General features: G+C 51.3%; 16 protein-coding genes. 10 read left to right on the forward strand and 6 right to left on the reverse strand.

Features of this window, described 5'->3' with window-relative positions:
- Positions 1-32 precede the first annotated feature (32 nt).
- Complete coding sequence (locus GOV45_RS18520; RefSeq protein ID WP_170480533.1) at positions 33-1,295, forward strand: glutamate-5-semialdehyde dehydrogenase; 1,263 nt, start codon at positions 33-35, stop codon at positions 1,293-1,295.
- Here the strand turns inward: GOV45_RS18520 and GOV45_RS18525 are convergent.
- Complete coding sequence (locus GOV45_RS18525) at positions 1,292-1,888, reverse strand: histidine phosphotransferase family protein (protein ID WP_170480535.1); 597 nt, start codon at positions 1,886-1,888, stop codon at positions 1,292-1,294. The genes GOV45_RS18520 and GOV45_RS18525 overlap by 4 nt on opposite strands.
- Positions 1,889-1,933: 45 nt before the next feature.
- Between GOV45_RS18525 and GOV45_RS18530 the strand changes: the two genes are divergently transcribed.
- From GOV45_RS18530 to tsf, 5 genes are all read left to right on the forward strand, one after another.
- Positions 1,934-2,116, forward strand: coding sequence for a DUF3553 domain-containing protein (locus GOV45_RS18530; RefSeq protein WP_170480537.1), 183 nt, complete (start codon positions 1,934-1,936; stop codon positions 2,114-2,116).
- Positions 2,117-2,219: 103 nt separating this feature from the next.
- The gene (locus GOV45_RS18535) at positions 2,220-2,975 is read left to right on the forward strand and encodes a GNAT family N-acetyltransferase (RefSeq protein ID WP_170480539.1); all 756 of its coding nucleotides are present in this window, start codon (positions 2,220-2,222) and stop codon (positions 2,973-2,975) included.
- Positions 2,976-2,979: 4 nt separating this feature from the next.
- Positions 2,980-3,816, forward strand: coding sequence for a lysophospholipid acyltransferase family protein (locus GOV45_RS18540; RefSeq protein ID WP_170480541.1), 837 nt, complete (start codon positions 2,980-2,982; stop codon positions 3,814-3,816).
- 168 nt (positions 3,817-3,984) lie between these two features.
- Positions 3,985-4,776: a 30S ribosomal protein S2 gene (gene rpsB / locus GOV45_RS18545; protein ID WP_170480543.1), complete on the forward strand. Its 792-nt coding sequence runs from the start codon at positions 3,985-3,987 to the stop codon at positions 4,774-4,776.
- A 77-nt stretch (positions 4,777-4,853) separates the two neighbouring features.
- Positions 4,854-5,729, forward strand: a complete 876-nt coding sequence (tsf, locus tag GOV45_RS18550; protein WP_170480545.1) for a translation elongation factor Ts — start codon at positions 4,854-4,856, stop codon at positions 5,727-5,729.
- A 353-nt stretch (positions 5,730-6,082) separates the two neighbouring features.
- Here the strand turns inward: tsf and GOV45_RS18555 are convergent, their stop codons facing one another.
- The 3 genes from GOV45_RS18555 to GOV45_RS18565 form a co-directional block, all read right to left on the reverse strand.
- Positions 6,083-6,838, reverse strand: coding sequence for an autoinducer binding domain-containing protein (locus tag GOV45_RS18555; protein WP_170480547.1), 756 nt, complete (start codon positions 6,836-6,838; stop codon positions 6,083-6,085).
- On the reverse strand, positions 6,835-7,284 hold the full coding sequence (gene aroQ, locus GOV45_RS18560; RefSeq protein ID WP_170480549.1) for a type II 3-dehydroquinate dehydratase: 450 nt from the start codon (positions 7,282-7,284) through the stop codon (positions 6,835-6,837). Before aroQ ends, GOV45_RS18555 begins: the two co-directional genes overlap by 4 nt.
- 128 nt (positions 7,285-7,412) lie before the next feature.
- On the reverse strand, positions 7,413-8,414 hold the full coding sequence (locus GOV45_RS18565) for an NADPH:quinone oxidoreductase family protein (protein ID WP_170480550.1): 1,002 nt from the start codon (positions 8,412-8,414) through the stop codon (positions 7,413-7,415).
- 126 nt (positions 8,415-8,540) lie between these two features.
- Between GOV45_RS18565 and GOV45_RS18570 the strand changes: the two genes are divergently transcribed.
- Both GOV45_RS18570 and GOV45_RS18575 read left to right on the forward strand, forming a co-directional pair.
- Positions 8,541-9,359 carry an SDR family NAD(P)-dependent oxidoreductase gene (locus tag GOV45_RS18570; protein WP_170480552.1) on the forward strand — a complete coding sequence of 273 codons (819 nt, stop codon included), beginning with the start codon at positions 8,541-8,543 and terminating at the stop codon, positions 9,357-9,359.
- A gap of 34 nt (positions 9,360-9,393) precedes the next feature.
- On the forward strand, positions 9,394-10,422 hold the full coding sequence (locus GOV45_RS18575) for a phosphotransferase family protein (RefSeq protein WP_170480554.1): 1,029 nt from the start codon (positions 9,394-9,396) through the stop codon (positions 10,420-10,422).
- 36 nt (positions 10,423-10,458) lie between these two features.
- Here the strand turns inward: GOV45_RS18575 and GOV45_RS18580 are convergent, their stop codons facing one another.
- Positions 10,459-11,064 carry a 2-hydroxychromene-2-carboxylate isomerase gene (locus tag GOV45_RS18580; protein ID WP_170480556.1) on the reverse strand — a complete coding sequence of 202 codons (606 nt, stop codon included), beginning with the start codon at positions 11,062-11,064 and terminating at the stop codon, positions 10,459-10,461.
- A gap of 184 nt (positions 11,065-11,248) precedes the next feature.
- Here GOV45_RS18580 and GOV45_RS18585 point away from each other — a divergent pair, with 184 nt between their 5' ends.
- Positions 11,249-12,466: a serine hydrolase domain-containing protein gene (locus GOV45_RS18585; protein ID WP_170480558.1), complete on the forward strand. Its 1,218-nt coding sequence runs from the start codon at positions 11,249-11,251 to the stop codon at positions 12,464-12,466.
- Between the two features lie 48 nt (positions 12,467-12,514).
- The gene (locus GOV45_RS18590; RefSeq protein ID WP_170480560.1) at positions 12,515-13,384 is read left to right on the forward strand and encodes an acyl-CoA thioesterase; all 870 of its coding nucleotides are present in this window, start codon (positions 12,515-12,517) and stop codon (positions 13,382-13,384) included.
- A 2-nt stretch (positions 13,385-13,386) separates the two neighbouring features.
- Here the strand turns inward: GOV45_RS18590 and GOV45_RS18595 are convergent, their stop codons facing one another.
- Positions 13,387-14,148 (reverse strand): SDR family oxidoreductase, encoded by a 762-nt coding sequence (locus GOV45_RS18595; protein ID WP_170480562.1) that lies wholly within the window; start codon positions 14,146-14,148, stop codon positions 13,387-13,389.
- Positions 14,149-14,170: the final 22 nt, after the last annotated feature.

Below are 14,170 nucleotides of genomic sequence, written 5' to 3' on the forward strand. Positions count from 1 at the left end.
ATAACACAAAGAAGACCTGAAAGGTTCATGAGATGAAGGACTTTAGCACCATTACCGCAATGATGGCCGATCTTGGAAAGCGCGCCAAAGCGGCTTCGCAGGAGCTTGCCTTTGCCTCTGCTGAACGTAAGCACGCTGCTTTGATCGCTGCGGCCGAGGCTGTCTGGAGCAATCGCGCTAAAATCATCGAAGAAAACAAAAAAGATCTAGAATACGGACGAGACAAGGGCCTGAGTCCAGCTATGATGGATCGCCTGATGCTGGATGAAGCACGCGTTCAAAGCATGGTCGACGGGTTGCGAACTGTCGCAGATCAACCTGACCCTGTGGGTGAAGTTCTGACGGAATGGGATATGGCCTCAGGCCTCAACATTCAACGTGTCCGAACTCCGCTAGGTGTTATCGGTGTTATTTATGAGAGTCGCCCCAATGTAACTGCCGATGCGGGTGCCTTGTGTTTGAAATCGGGCAATGCAGTAATATTACGCGGTGGATCTGAAAGCTTTAATTCTTCTAAGGCTATTCACGCATGCCTCGTCCAGGGGTTAAAGGCCGCGAACCTGCCGGAAGATGCGATTCAATTGATACCAACGCGGGATCGGACCGCTGTGCAGGAACTCCTGACCATGACCGATTACGTGGACGTCATTGTCCCGCGTGGCGGAAAAGGCCTGGTCGGCCTTGTACAACGCGAAGCAAGGGTGCCAGTGTTCGCGCATCTTGAAGGCATCGTTCACATCTATGTGGATAAATCGGCCGACCCCAAAAAGACATTGGATGTGGTCCTGAATGCCAAAACTCGTCGCACAGGAATTTGTGGTGCTGCCGAATGTCTGTTGGTACATCAGGACATTGCAGACACCCTAGGCCGAGATTTAATCGCTGCCCTTTTGGCTGCCGGTGTCGAGGTTCATACCGAAGGCACATTGGTAATTGATGGATGCATCGCTGCTTCGGAAGACGATTGGGGCAAGGAGTTTCTAGACAGTATCATCGCCGCAAAACCGGTCGCTAACATCGACGCGGCCATCGATCATATTCGAGCCTTTGGTTCAAATCATACGGATTGTATTATGACCGAGGACGCCAAAGCGGCTGAGCGTTTCTTTGAACGCCTGGACAGCGCAATTCTCATGCACAATGCCTCGACCCAATTCGCAGATGGCGGAGAGTTTGGAATGGGCGCAGAGATCGGCATCGCAACTGGAAAGATGCACGCCCGAGGGCCGGTAGGTGCAGCTCAGCTTACGAGTTTCAAATATTTGGTGCGTGGGAACGGTACAACCCGCACCTAAAATCGAATTGCGACACGGGTCGAGCTTGTCTCGACCGTGACCTTGCTGCCGTGCGATGCAGCTGCTTTCAGCAGCATCGCAAACTGAACTTGCGATGGCATGATCTTATGGGGAAGGCGCCCAGTGCAAAGGTACTTCCACAGATCTGAGTCCAGATGCAACTTGTCGGCCATTCCCCATACGGTCCAGCCGTTATCTTGTTTTTCAACTGTGGCTTCTCCGCCCAAGGGCATTGCGCTTTCAATACACATAAGTGCAAGAAACACTAGTTTCGCCTGATTACGCGGTACAGCATTCGCCACCAACCAGTGAACCCGCAAACGCCCTGCGTTTTCGACATCCTTCAGCAAACTGCCGATTTCCGATTTGCCCAATGGCTGATCGCTAGCTGGCCCGAAAGCGACGCGAAAAAACCGAATCTTCGCCGCAGCATTACCGACGCTACCCGAGATCAGCTCCATCTCAGGACCCTGCACTGAACCGACCATATCCAACAATTCCAGACCGTTAGTGATCGCACCTACAGGGCTGATCAGATCATGACAGATCCGGGACCCGACCAATTCGGCCAGGTTGACGTCGATGTCACCCATGCGTAACTCCTGTTAGACCTGCCATTGCCGGACCGGAGACACCGCATGACAGATTTTAATGCTATTCTTGCACCGGGCATGTATGTCCGTCACCCCGATTTTCCCGATTGGGGCGTTGGACAGGTTCAGTCCAACATCGCGGGTAAGATCACCGTAAACTTTCGCGAGCAGGGGAAAGTGGTGATTGACGGGACACGCATAGCCCTGATGCCGGTCTTTGATCCGTGAAACTGGTTTAGAAAAGGTTAACAACTTTCACCAGACACCCGTATGTTGCTTTCGCTGAGAAAACTGAAGTATCAGCGTATAATTTGAACGACGGACAGACCAAATGCCCGATGCCGGCCCTTCATTCACTGTCAAACTCGCCGAAACCGATGCGGAGATCAAAGCGGCGCAACGCCTTCGCTATGATGTTTTTGTACGTGAACTCGGCGGTGGCGGAGAAATGGTTGATCACTCTGAAAGGTTGGAAAAGGATCGGTTTGACCCGTATTTTGATCATATGTTGGTTTACGATGACGTGACAGGAGAAGTTGTCGGTGTTTATAGGCTGTTACCGGATGATCGTGCAGTAGACATAGGTCAATTCTATTCAGAGGATGAATACGATCTGACCGTGCTAAAACAAGGCGGCCGGAAACTTTTGGAACTTGGGCGATCCTGTCTGCACAAGGACTATCGGGGGGGAACAGCCATGTACCATTTGTGGAATGGATTGGCTAAATATGTGGCTGAACGAAAGATCGAGGTCCTTTTCGGCGTAGCCAGTTTCCACGGAACCAATGTTCAGGAATTGGCGCAACCTCTTTCCATGTTGTATCACAACCATCTGGCCCCTCCTGATTTGCGGGTCAGGGCGCAGGCCGGTGTGTTTCAAAACATGAATATCGTCGGGCCGGAAGCGCTGGACCGACGAGCATCTATGCTACAAGTGCCTTCGCTGATCAAAGCTTATTTACGTTTGGGCGGTTTCGTGGGCGAGGGCGCCTTTATCGACCACGCCTTCAACACGACAGACGTTTGTTTAGTGTTGGATACTGAACGAATGAACGAACGCCAGCGACGTATTTACGGTGGAGCCTGATCGGGTGAACGCACCTTTATGGAACAGTGACGATGCCCCGGAACCTGTTGAGCTTGGCCTACTGGAATGGGCTCTAGTTTTTTTGCGCGGCCTTCCCCTAGCGATTTTGGTGTTTGGCGGCTTGCTCATTTTGCTGGCCGTGCGTTTGATCGAACGCCCGTTTTTCGGGGTTCAGCGCCCAATCACGCCTCATATTTCCCAGTTTGTCTGTCGAAACGCAATCCGAGTTTTGGGAATCGGGTTCTCCAGCACTGGGCAATTGATGGCTGAACGCGGCGCAGTTGTCGCCAATCATTCATCATGGTTGGATATTTTTGCGTTAAACGCCCGCAAGCGGGTCTATTTTGTTTCCAAAGCCGAAGTGGCGAATTGGCCTGGTATAGGATGGCTTGCCCGCGCGACTGGCACAGTTTTTATCGAAAGAAACCCTAAGAAAGCCAGGGAACAAACTCAGATTTTCCGGGAGCGCCTTACAGCCGGACACAAACTACTGTTTTTCCCCGAAGGCACTTCCACAGATGGATTGCGCGTTTTACCCTTTAAAACAACACTTTTCGCGGCATTCTTCACTGAAGAACTACACGATTTCATGCATGTTCAACCCGTCTCGGTTGTTTTTCACGCGCCGGTTGGGCAACCCAAACGATTTTACGGCTGGTGGGGGGACATGGACTTTGCACCCCATTTGCTCAAGACGCTTGGCGCACGAAAGCAAGGTTCGATTGAACTGATTTACCATTCACCGGCAAAGGTCAGCGACTTTGCGGACCGCAAGGCGCTGGCTGCTCACTGTGAGCAAGCTGTGCGTCACGCGCATGCATTTGCAAAGCTCGAAAAATAAGGCTGATTGCCACTTGCGCAGCATTAAATCGTACCTTATACGCGCGCTATTCAAAACCGCAGGCGGGGTTTGGCCTTTTTGAGGGAGACATCCTCACTAAGACCGCCGGTTGGAGCATCCGCTTCTTTCACCCCCGCCGAGGCGTAAACCGGAAAAGGAATAAATAGCATGGCTCTTCCCGAGTTCACTATGCGTCAGTTGCTTGAAGCTGGCGTACACTTTGGTCACCAGACACAGCGCTGGAATCCGCGCATGGGCCCGTTCATCTACGGCTCGCGCAATGGTATCCACATCATGGACCTGACTCAGACCGTTCCAATGCTGGATCAGGCTCTGCAAGCTATTCGTGACACCGTTGCAAAAGGTGGCCGTATTCTGTTCGTCGGCACCAAGCGCCAGGCAGCTCAGCCAATTGCTGACGCCGCCGAAAAGTCGGCTCAGTACTTTATGAACCATCGCTGGCTTGGCGGCACCCTGACCAACTGGAAAACTGTTTCTCAGTCGATCAACCGCTTGAACCAAATCGACGAAGCCATGGAAGCGGGGGCCGAAGGCCTAACCAAGAAAGAGCGTCTGGGCATGGAACGCGACCAACAGAAGCTGCAGGCTTCGCTAGGTGGTATCCGTGAGATGGGTGGCGTTCCGGATCTGTTGTTCGTCATCGACGTCAAGAAAGAAGCTCTGGCAATTGCTGAGGCCAACAAGCTTGGAATTCCGGTTGTGGCGGTTGTGGACACGAACTGTTCGCCTGACGGTGTGGACTACATCATTCCTGGAAACGACGACGCAGCCCGTGCGATCGCCCTATACTGCGATCTGGCGGCTCGTGCTGCGCTTGACGGTATGACAGCACAGTTGGGCGCCGCTGGTGTAGACCTGGGTGAGTTTGAAGAAGCTCCGGTTGAGGAAGCAGTCGCTGAAGAAGCTTCTGCGGAACCTGAAGCCTCGGCCGAAGCATAAGCTGCCCGTCACGTAACTGACATATGGGGCAGGGTATGACCTGCCCCAATTCCGTTTGAATTGAGGAGAGCCAAAAGATGGCAATCACAGCAGCAATGGTTAAAGAACTGCGCGACTCGACTGGCGCAGGCATGATGGACGCGAAAAAGGCGCTGACTGAAACCGGCGGCAACATGGACGAGGCCGTGGATTGGCTCCGCACCAAGGGTTTGGCTAAAGCGGCCAAAAAATCCGGTCGCACCGCCGCTGAAGGTCTTGTTGCGGTTCACGTCGACGGTGGCAATGGCGTTGCTGTCGAAGTGAATTCAGAAACCGACTTCGTTGCAAAAAACGGCGAATTCCAAGAAATGGTTGGAAAGATCACTTACGCGGCAGAGGGCGTTAACAACGTCGAAGAGTTGCTGGCCGCTGACCTGGGCGGGAAATCGGTTGCGGACACACTGACTGACAAGATCGCCACCATTGGCGAAAACATGTCAGTCCGCCGCATGTCAAAGCTGTCTGGCGAAACGGTCGTATCTTATGTCCACAACGCTGCAACAAACGGCATGGGTAAAATCGGTGTTTTGGTCGCGCTTACAGGTGGAGACGAAGCAATCGGCAAACAGGTTGCAATGCACATTGCCGCTGTGAACCCGGCCGCTTTGTCTGAAGCAGACATGGACCCAGCCGTTGTCGAAAAAGAAAAGCAGGTTCAGATGGACATCGCCCGTGAGTCCGGAAAGCCGGAGCAGGTCATCGAAAAGATGATCGAGGGACGCATGAAGAAGTTCGTGGCCGAATCGACTCTGTTGAACCAACAGTTTGTCGTTAACCCGGATCTGACCGTCGAAGCAGCTGCAAAAGAAGCAGGAGCGACCATCACCGGTTTCATTCGCATGGAAGTTGGCGAGGGAATCGTGGTGGAAAAAGAAGACTTCGCTGCTGAAGTCGCAAAAGCGGCACAAGGCTAAAATAGCTTCCGGTCCTACCAGAACCGCGATGCCAGATAGACCGGTCACTTTCTAAGTGGCCGGTTTTCTTTTGTCTTTCACAAAGGTTTCAATGCTTTAGAAATGGAAAAGGGGAGCCCCGCATGATGGGGATGGACAGGGCTCCCCGGGATTCCAACGAAACGACGCGGACGAATAGACGCCGTTCAATCAGAGCGATCAGAGAGCTTTGGTATAGCAAAGATCCGATCAAAACGTTCCCTGGCTAAAGCCACCACTCACGGAACATTATCAATCTGCAATTTTTCTATAAGATTTGGAAGTCATGATTTCCTTACCTAAGGTAAACTTGCGCGTTGGGCTTTAAAAACCCTTTAAACTTCCATTACAAACATCTGATTTTGAAGCGATGCCTTTAATACAGCCTGAGCCGTTGTCTCAACACTAAGTGCTTCGCGCGCTAGACGAAGGTGTTTTTCGACTGTGGCAGACGTCAGCCCCATCAAAACAGCGATATCTTGCGTCGTCTTGCCATCGCCGACCCACTGAAGGGCCTCCCTTTGGCGCTTTGTCAGCGCGCGGTTGGGTGCGTTGTAGGGAAGGGTCAGGATTTTCAAATGGGCGATGTTGTTCATCAACAGAATATCATCGCCATGATTACTCCAAATTTCATCGACTTCATCCTGCGTCTGGTTTCCATACGACGCCATGGAGATCGCGCCTTTTGACCGCATCGAAACCGAATTAAAGCTGATCGTGAATCCAGCCGTCACACCTTTGGATTTGTTGAATTCATAAACCTGACGCTCTTTTTCGGTCATCGCGCCGCTGGACGCCATCTCTTGAATCATGCGCCAGCTGGCTGCTCCCTCGTTCTTCAAGGCCCATTGCAACATGGGAGCATGAAAATAAAGGCCCGAGTGCACAAATCCTTCGAGGTAGTCGTTACTGTGGTTGGTCAGGATCACAAAATCCTCAGGATCACCCAGCGATGTTTCGGTTCGGTATAGTGTGTGCCCGTACAACAGGCGATCGAAACCATAGTTGGACATCTGCCGGCAATGAGCATCCCAAAGCTCTTCAAGCGTTTTTGTGTAGCTGAGAAAGTTGAGATACTCGGTTAAATTCATCCCACATTGTCCTTCGACAAATATGCCGCCAAAGCATCCAATGCCATAACATAGCTTTGCGCGCCAAAGCCGCAGACCTGTCCGATAGAAACTCGGGCGATATATGACGTGTGCCGAAAAGTCTCACGTGCGTGAATATTTGACATGTGTACTTCGACAACGGGGACCTCTGCTGAGGCGATCGCATCCATCAACGCGACCGAAGTGTGAGTATAAGCACCGGCGTTCAAAACAATTCCGTCCTGAACGCCACGCGCCGCATGAATTGCGTCGATCAACACTCCTTCGTGGTTGGACTGAAGATGCGACACACTTTGGCCCAGCGTTTCGCCATGCGAGACACAGAGGTCTTCAACCTCTTTTAGTGTAGTCCGGCCATAGAACTCTGGTTGTCTCATGCCTAGCATGTTCAGATTTGGGCCGTTCAGAACCAGTATCTTCGTCATTTACAAACCATCCCCATTTTTTTCGTGATAAACCCGAAACGTGGGGGCGTCCAGCAGGCAGTTGGCTATAAGGTCGGCACGATTTTTTTCATTCTGGATCAATGCGCCACGCGTGACTGTGAACAAATTCACACGCTGTCCATCGTGACGACGACTTTTCCAAGAACAGAGCGGCTCTCAAGGGCTTCCAATGCATTACCGCCCTGGCTTAGCGGGAAGGTCGCGCTGATTTGAGGTTTGATTTTTCCAGCTTGATACAGATTGAATAACTCTTTCATGTTTTCAGCATGTCCTTTTGGATCCCGAAAAACAGAAGCGCCCCAAAACACTCCAACGATCTGGCAGCCTTTCAAGAGAGAAAGGTTTAGCGGAATACGGGGAATACCCGCTGGAAAGCCGACGACCAAAAATCGCCCGCTCCACGCCATCGCGCGCAAGGCCGGTTCAGAATAATCTCCTCCTACGGCATCATAGACTACATCCACTCCGTCACCGCCAGCCAACGATTTGATTTCAGAAGAAAATGCTTTTTGGGCGTCTTTGTCCAAATCACGAGCGTAGACTAGCGTTTCATCCGCGCCCAGCTTACGACAGAACTCAGCCTTTTGGTTGGATGAGACTGCAGCGATCACACGCGCGCCTGAGGCTTTAGCAAGCTGAATTGCCGCAGACCCAACTCCCCCAGCGGCACCCAAGACCAAAAGGGTTTCGCCCGATTTCAATCCGGCGCGATCCTTGAGCGCATAATATGATGTGCCGTAAGTAAAAATAAAACAGGCAGCATCTTGGTATGACATATCAGGCGGGATCCTTACCGCCATGGAAGCGTTTAATGTTAGGTGGGTTGCAAACCCTCCGTGTCCCGTCAATGCAAGTATCCGGTCGCCGCGAGTATATCCCGTTACATCTTCGCCAAGCTCAATTATTTCCCCTGCAATTTCACCACCTGGAGCAAAAGGGCGGGGTGGTTTGATCTGATACAGATCACGGATCATCAAAGTATCGGGAAAGTTGACGCCCGTGGCGTGAACACGAATCAATAGCTCGCCTTTGGCTGGCTTCGGATCGGGCAGGGTGGTCAGCTCCAGCGTTTCAGGTCCGCCCTTTGTGACGCTCAGTAATGCCTTCATTAGTCCCTCTTGCCTCTTGCCTCGTTGGAAATGAAATCGTTGGATTACTGTTGAGCGTTGTCAAGTTAGATGCTTGCATTGTGCCGCAAGGACCTTCAACGCAAACGCTAAAGAAATGGAGTAACCATGACGCCCGAGACCCTGTTTTCACTCAATGGAAAAACAGCCCTTGTAACTGGCGGGGCGACCGGAATAGGTCGAATGGCGGCCGAGGCGTTAGTGCATTCCGGAGCGCATGTTTTGATAGCTTCACGCAAAGGCGACGCCTGTGAGGCAGTCGCAGCTGAGTTAAATGCGCTCGACGCGCCGGGATCGGCAGAAGGATTTACCGGAGACATAAGCAGTGAGGAAGGCATCGCTGCGCTGGTGGATGAGATCAACAAGCGCACTCAAAAGCTTGAGATACTTATGAATAATGCCGGTGTTAGTTGGGGCGCACCTATGGGGCAGTTCCCATATTCCGCATGGGACAAAGTAATGTCAGTAAACGTAGCAGGGATATTTGAACTAACCCAACGGCTGCTTCCTTTACTTATGAGCTCTGCTACAGAAGACGACCCTGCGCGTATTTTGAACGTAGGTTCTGTCATGGGTGAGGTGCCTATGGGTGACGGAGCATACAGTTATTCTGCGTCCAAAGCGGCAGTGCTGCACCTTACAAAAATCATGGCCAAGGAATTGGCTCCTTACCGGATCACCGTTAACGCGCTTGCTCCAGGGCCGTTCGTTTCCCGAATGACCGCTTTTGCCACAGAAGATGAGGACAAGAGGGAAAAGGTCGGCCAATCTGTGCCATTGGGAAGGGTCGGGCACCCCGAAGATATCGGCGGCTGCGTGTTGTTTCTGTGCGGACGTGGCGGCGGCTATGTAACCGGAGCGGTCATTCCGGTTTCGGGCGGTATTAATGTTCAGACCGCAGACAACATCTTTGCTGCTGCCCTTTGATGGCAAGTGGATTTTTTCAAGTTAAGAGGCTGACATGAATCCTCAGGAAAATACACTTAATATCAAAGCAGTAGAAGGTTATCTTGAGAAAAACCTGAGTGGTTTCAAAGGGCCGTTTTCTGCAGAGAAGTTCGATGTCGGTCAGTCAAACCCAACTTATTTGTTGCGAACTCCTGACCAGTCTTTTGTTCTGCGTCGCAAACCTGCTGGCGTACTTCTTAAATCCGCCCATGCAGTAGATCGTGAATTTCGCGTGCAATCTGCTTTGGCGGACAGCAAAGTTCCCGTGCCAGAGATGTACTTGCTGTGTGAGGATGACGCAGTCATAGGATCAGCCTTTTATGTGATGGAATACCGTGAAGGGCGCAGTTTCGTCGACCCAACCATGGATGGAGTAGACAAGGCCACCCGCACTGGCATTATGGATGAAATGAACCGTGTTTTAGCTGAGCTGCACATGGTCGACATCGACGCTGTGGGGCTATCCGACTTTGGACCACCCGGAAATTACTTTGAACGACAGATTTCCCGATGGACACAACAATACCGTGCAACGCAGACCGAACAGATCGGGGATATGGATCTCTTGATCTCTCGGTTGGACCACGAACTGCCCCAAGATGATGGACAGCGTACATTGGTCCATGGCGACTACCGGATCGACAACTTGTTGTTTCAGCAGGACGGCACAGATTGTGTGGCAGTTTTGGACTGGGAGCTATCTACCATCGGCCATCCTTATGCAGATCTGGCGGCGGTGATTATGCAATGGCAATTGCCACCCGGAAAGGAAGGGCGCGGGTTGGCAGGTGTAGACCGCGAGGCGCTTGGCTTGCCATCAGACGCAGCGTTTGTTGCGGACTACTGTAAGCGTCGTGGGCGTAAGGAGATCGAACACTTTGGCTTCTATCTGGCATTTAATTTTTTTCGAATGGCCGGGATATTACAGGGAGTCTACAAAAGGTCGCTTGATGGCAACGCATCAGACCCTGTCCGGGCCCAGAAGTTTGGCGCATATGTGCCGATTTTTGCAAAACATGGCTTGGCGGCACTGGACAGCTAGTGAACGTGAAGCCGCATCATATTAGATGCGACCCAGTCATCTTGTTGCCATCAGCTCTAATTCAAGGTTTCCCAAACTATTCTTCCCAAAGAACATTTCGTTTCTTGAAAACAGAGTTGGCACTCCGAACACACCCCGGCGCACAGCGGACTTGCTTTGATCCTTCAGCGCTTGCTTGATTTCGGAATTGGTGACCGCCTCTCGAATCTTGCGGGCAGGCAAGTCTGCTTCTTGCACGACCTCTATCAAGACATTTATGTCGTCCAATTTTTGTCCGTGCACCCATATTGCATCAAAAACAGCGTCTATATACCTACTTTCCCAAGATTTTCCTTGAGCATACCAGGCCCCACGCATGGCAAATTTGGTGTTTATTGGAAAGTGTGGACTCATATGAAACGTCAACCCTCGTCGACGCGCAAAGCGATGTAGATCATGGGTCAGGTAAGCCGTTTTCTGACGGTTTTCCGAAAAGGCCTCAAACGGGTTTTGATTGTTTGTGGATTTGAACACCAAGCCCAGAAGGATCGGTGTAAATCGCAGTTCCACGGCATTACGTCGGGCCAATTCCGGCAATACTTTGTATGCGAGAAATGCGTTGGGGCTGCAAAAATCGTAAAGGAACTCAATCTTATTCGCCATGATCTGACTCCGTCTTTGCGGTAGGTGCTGGGGAATCGCTCCGATATTTAAACTGACTTGGAGCCACCATATCAGGTCAGCAATACGTTACCTGAATATATCCGGTCATTGTTTGAATTTGCTGTCACTATTTATCGTCACGCGGCAAGATTATCTCAAACGGCTAACGACGGGGGCACAAAGTATGGCGCTTGATGCATCAAGGCTAAATCAAATTCAAAACTGGATGCAACGCTATGTAGATGAACGGAAATATCCCGGATGTTCAATGTTGGTGCTGCAAGCTGGCAACGAGGCATTTTTTCATTCCTGCGGTAAACGAAATGTCGAGCAGGGTTTGGTGTTCGCCCGCGACAGCATAGTGCGCATCTATTCGATGACCAAACCTGTTACTACAGTTGCGCTGATGATGTTGATAGAACGCGGGCAACTTCATCTTGATGCGCCAGTATCGGAGTTTTTATCGCAGTTTCAAGCGATGCGAGCACTCGTTGCGGGCGCAAAAGACATAAATCAGACCGAGGCGGCGCCTACTCCAACTTTGCATCAATTACTGACTCATACCAGTGGGCTGAGTTATCCGTTCAACCCGGGTATCCTACCTGAGGCGATGAATGAGCAAGATCTGATATTTTCACCGGATCAAGGATCTCTTGCGACACGAATCGAGGCTTTAGCCTGCTTACCGCTTGCGTTTCAACCGGGCGCACGCTGGGAGTATTCGGTCGGTATCGACGTTATTGGTCGCGTGATCGAAGTTGTTTCAGGGCAAACATTGGAACACTTTTTTGCCGAAAACATATTTGAACCATTGGGAATGAACGAGACTGGTTTCTCTGTGCCAAAAGGGGCAGGGGACAGGTTTGCATCACTCTACACGCCACTCGAAGGTGATGCGATGGCGTTGAACGCAGCCAGTTCTGGTTCAGAAACGCTTAGATTGGTCGACGAGCCCGGCTCATCGCCTTTTCAACGTGCAACTACATTTTCAGGAGGAGGCGGGCTTGTCAGCACTATCGACGATTTCGCGATATTCGCAGAAATGCTGCGTAACAAAGGCTCGGTCAACGGAATTCGTCTTCTAGCACCTTCCATCATCGACTTCATGATGCGCAACCACTTGCCCGGAGATATCGCCTCTATGGGTCCACGTAGTTTCGCGGAACAACCCATGGACGGCACAGGGTTCGGTCTGGGTGGCGCCGTCGTTTTAGACCCGGCACGAATTCGAGTTCCCGGATCGGTTGGCGACTTTGGTTGGGGAGGAATGGCTTCGACCTATTTCTGGATCGATTGGGTTCACAACCTGACAACCATTTTCTTTACCCAATTGTCGCCGTCCAGTTCTTATCCATCGCGCGCTGAAATGAAAGCACTTGTCCATGCAGCTTTGATTGATTGATCATCCTCCAGGTGTTACCGACGGATCAACTAATTCGGAGAGTAACGAATGACCGAAGCCGAACGTACCCTGTTGAATTTGCTCGACATTGAGTCACTTGAGGTCGACCTATTTCGAGGAACAGGATCGGGTGGGGAAACACCTACCCGGATATTCGGCGGCCAAGTCATAGCACAAGCGCTGGCAGCGGCCTACAGAACAGTAGATGATCGTACCTGCCATTCGTTGCACGCGTATTTCATACGACCCGGAGATCCATCTATTCCTGTTATTTATCAAGTTGATAGAGCGCGAGATGGAGGTTCTTTTACCACACGTCGCGTGATCGCTGTTCAGCATGGAAAGCAGATTCTCAACATGTCAGCTTCCTTTCACTGCCAAGACCAAGGTTGGGATCACCAACATCCTATGCCATCTGTTGGCCCACCAGAGTCACACCCTGCCAGGACTGAATTACGCCAGGCTTATCTGGACCGTGTTCCCGAAAAATTACACAAAGAACTTTTGCGTGATCGTCCGATCGAAGTCCGCGAGGTCGGGCCATTGGATATCTTGACACCCAAAGTAGCCGCCGATCATCATCACATCTGGTTTCGCATGGTGGCCGCTTCCGAAGTCGATCAGGTAACACAGCATCTGCTTTTGGCATACGCCTCGGACATGGCGTTATTGGGATCTGGATTGCGCCCGCACGGGCTGTCCATGTTCACAGGAGAGGTAGACATGGCGAGCCTTGATCATGCAATATGGTTTCACGCCCCCATCCAATTTGAAAACTGGCATCTTTATTCAATGGACGCGCCCTGGACAGGGCAGGGGCGCTGTTTCAACCGAGGGTCAATTCATTCACAAGACGGTGTTTTGGTTGCCTCGGTCGCGCAGGAAGGTCTGATGAGGAAGAAAAGAGTTAGACTTTAGATTTAGCGATTAAACTTCTGATTTATTTTAGACATTCCGTCTATCCAGCGATCGTAGTTCACGGCCTTAAACTGAAAATAATCCATTACTTGCTCATGAGGCAGCACAAGGAACCGCTCTTCAGTTATTGCCTCTACACAGGCACTTGCCACTTCTTGAGGTTCGAGTATTCCATCAATTGCGGCGACTGAATCTTCGTGACCTCGGATCATATCCGTCCGCACAGCCTGCGGACACAGCACTGAAACTCGAATACCTTGGTCTCTGTATGTTAGAGCGACCCATTCGGCAAAGCCGATCGCGGCGTGCTTTGTAACCGCATAAGGTGCTGCGCCCGGTTGATTTAAAAGCCCAGCAGCAGATGCCGTTATCAAAATATAACCAGACCCTCGCGCCGTCATTCGTGGGATCAGATGTCGCGCCGTCCAAACATGAGACATCACGTTGATCTTCCAAATACGGTCCCATTCATCATCGGGAACATCGACGCCACCCAGTGTTAAAACTCCTGCATTCCCGCAGAACAGATCGATCGTGCCGACTTGATCCTCTGTGGCTTCAATCAAATTGTTAATAGAACTTTCGTTGGACACATCACAAAAAAAAGCGTGACCGCCAATTTCAGAAGCGAGTGAGTTTGCGCCAGGCTCATCGATGTCAGCACAGACGACTTTTGCGCCATCAAATGAAAAGCGCTGCGCCAAACTTTTGCCAATTCCAGAGGCGGCACCGGTTACCACAACAGTTTTACCGCTCAACTTCATGAAATCATTTTCTTTTCCATGT

The organism is Ruegeria arenilitoris, assembly GCF_013035425.1.
Lineage (GTDB): Bacteria > Pseudomonadota > Alphaproteobacteria > Rhodobacterales > Rhodobacteraceae > Ruegeria > Ruegeria arenilitoris_A.

Excerpts from the sequence above, each read along its gene's own strand:
- GOV45_RS18520 (WP_170480533.1), top strand. The coding sequence starts at position 33 with ATGAAGGACTTTAGCACCATTACCGCAATGATGGCCGATCTTGGAAAG.
- GOV45_RS18525 (WP_170480535.1), bottom strand. The coding sequence starts at position 1,888 with ATGGGTGACATCGACGTCAACCTGGCCGAATTGGTCGGGTCCCGGATC.
- GOV45_RS18530 (WP_170480537.1), top strand. The coding sequence starts at position 1,934 with ATGACAGATTTTAATGCTATTCTTGCACCGGGCATGTATGTCCGTCAC.
- GOV45_RS18535 (WP_170480539.1), top strand. The coding sequence starts at position 2,220 with ATGCCCGATGCCGGCCCTTCATTCACTGTCAAACTCGCCGAAACCGAT.
- rpsB (WP_170480543.1), top strand. The coding sequence starts at position 3,985 with ATGGCTCTTCCCGAGTTCACTATGCGTCAGTTGCTTGAAGCTGGCGTA.
- tsf (WP_170480545.1), top strand. The coding sequence starts at position 4,854 with ATGGCAATCACAGCAGCAATGGTTAAAGAACTGCGCGACTCGACTGGC.
- GOV45_RS18555 (WP_170480547.1), bottom strand. The coding sequence starts at position 6,838 with ATGAATTTAACCGAGTATCTCAACTTTCTCAGCTACACAAAAACGCTT.
- aroQ (WP_170480549.1), bottom strand. The coding sequence starts at position 7,284 with ATGACGAAGATACTGGTTCTGAACGGCCCAAATCTGAACATGCTAGGC.
- GOV45_RS18565 (WP_170480550.1), bottom strand. The coding sequence starts at position 8,414 with ATGAAGGCATTACTGAGCGTCACAAAGGGCGGACCTGAAACGCTGGAG.
- GOV45_RS18570 (WP_170480552.1), top strand. The coding sequence starts at position 8,541 with ATGACGCCCGAGACCCTGTTTTCACTCAATGGAAAAACAGCCCTTGTA.
- GOV45_RS18575 (WP_170480554.1), top strand. The coding sequence starts at position 9,394 with ATGAATCCTCAGGAAAATACACTTAATATCAAAGCAGTAGAAGGTTAT.
- GOV45_RS18580 (WP_170480556.1), bottom strand. The coding sequence starts at position 11,064 with ATGGCGAATAAGATTGAGTTCCTTTACGATTTTTGCAGCCCCAACGCA.
- GOV45_RS18585 (WP_170480558.1), top strand. The coding sequence starts at position 11,249 with ATGGCGCTTGATGCATCAAGGCTAAATCAAATTCAAAACTGGATGCAA.
- GOV45_RS18590 (WP_170480560.1), top strand. The coding sequence starts at position 12,515 with ATGACCGAAGCCGAACGTACCCTGTTGAATTTGCTCGACATTGAGTCA.
- GOV45_RS18595 (WP_170480562.1), bottom strand. The coding sequence starts at position 14,148 with ATGAAGTTGAGCGGTAAAACTGTTGTGGTAACCGGTGCCGCCTCTGGA.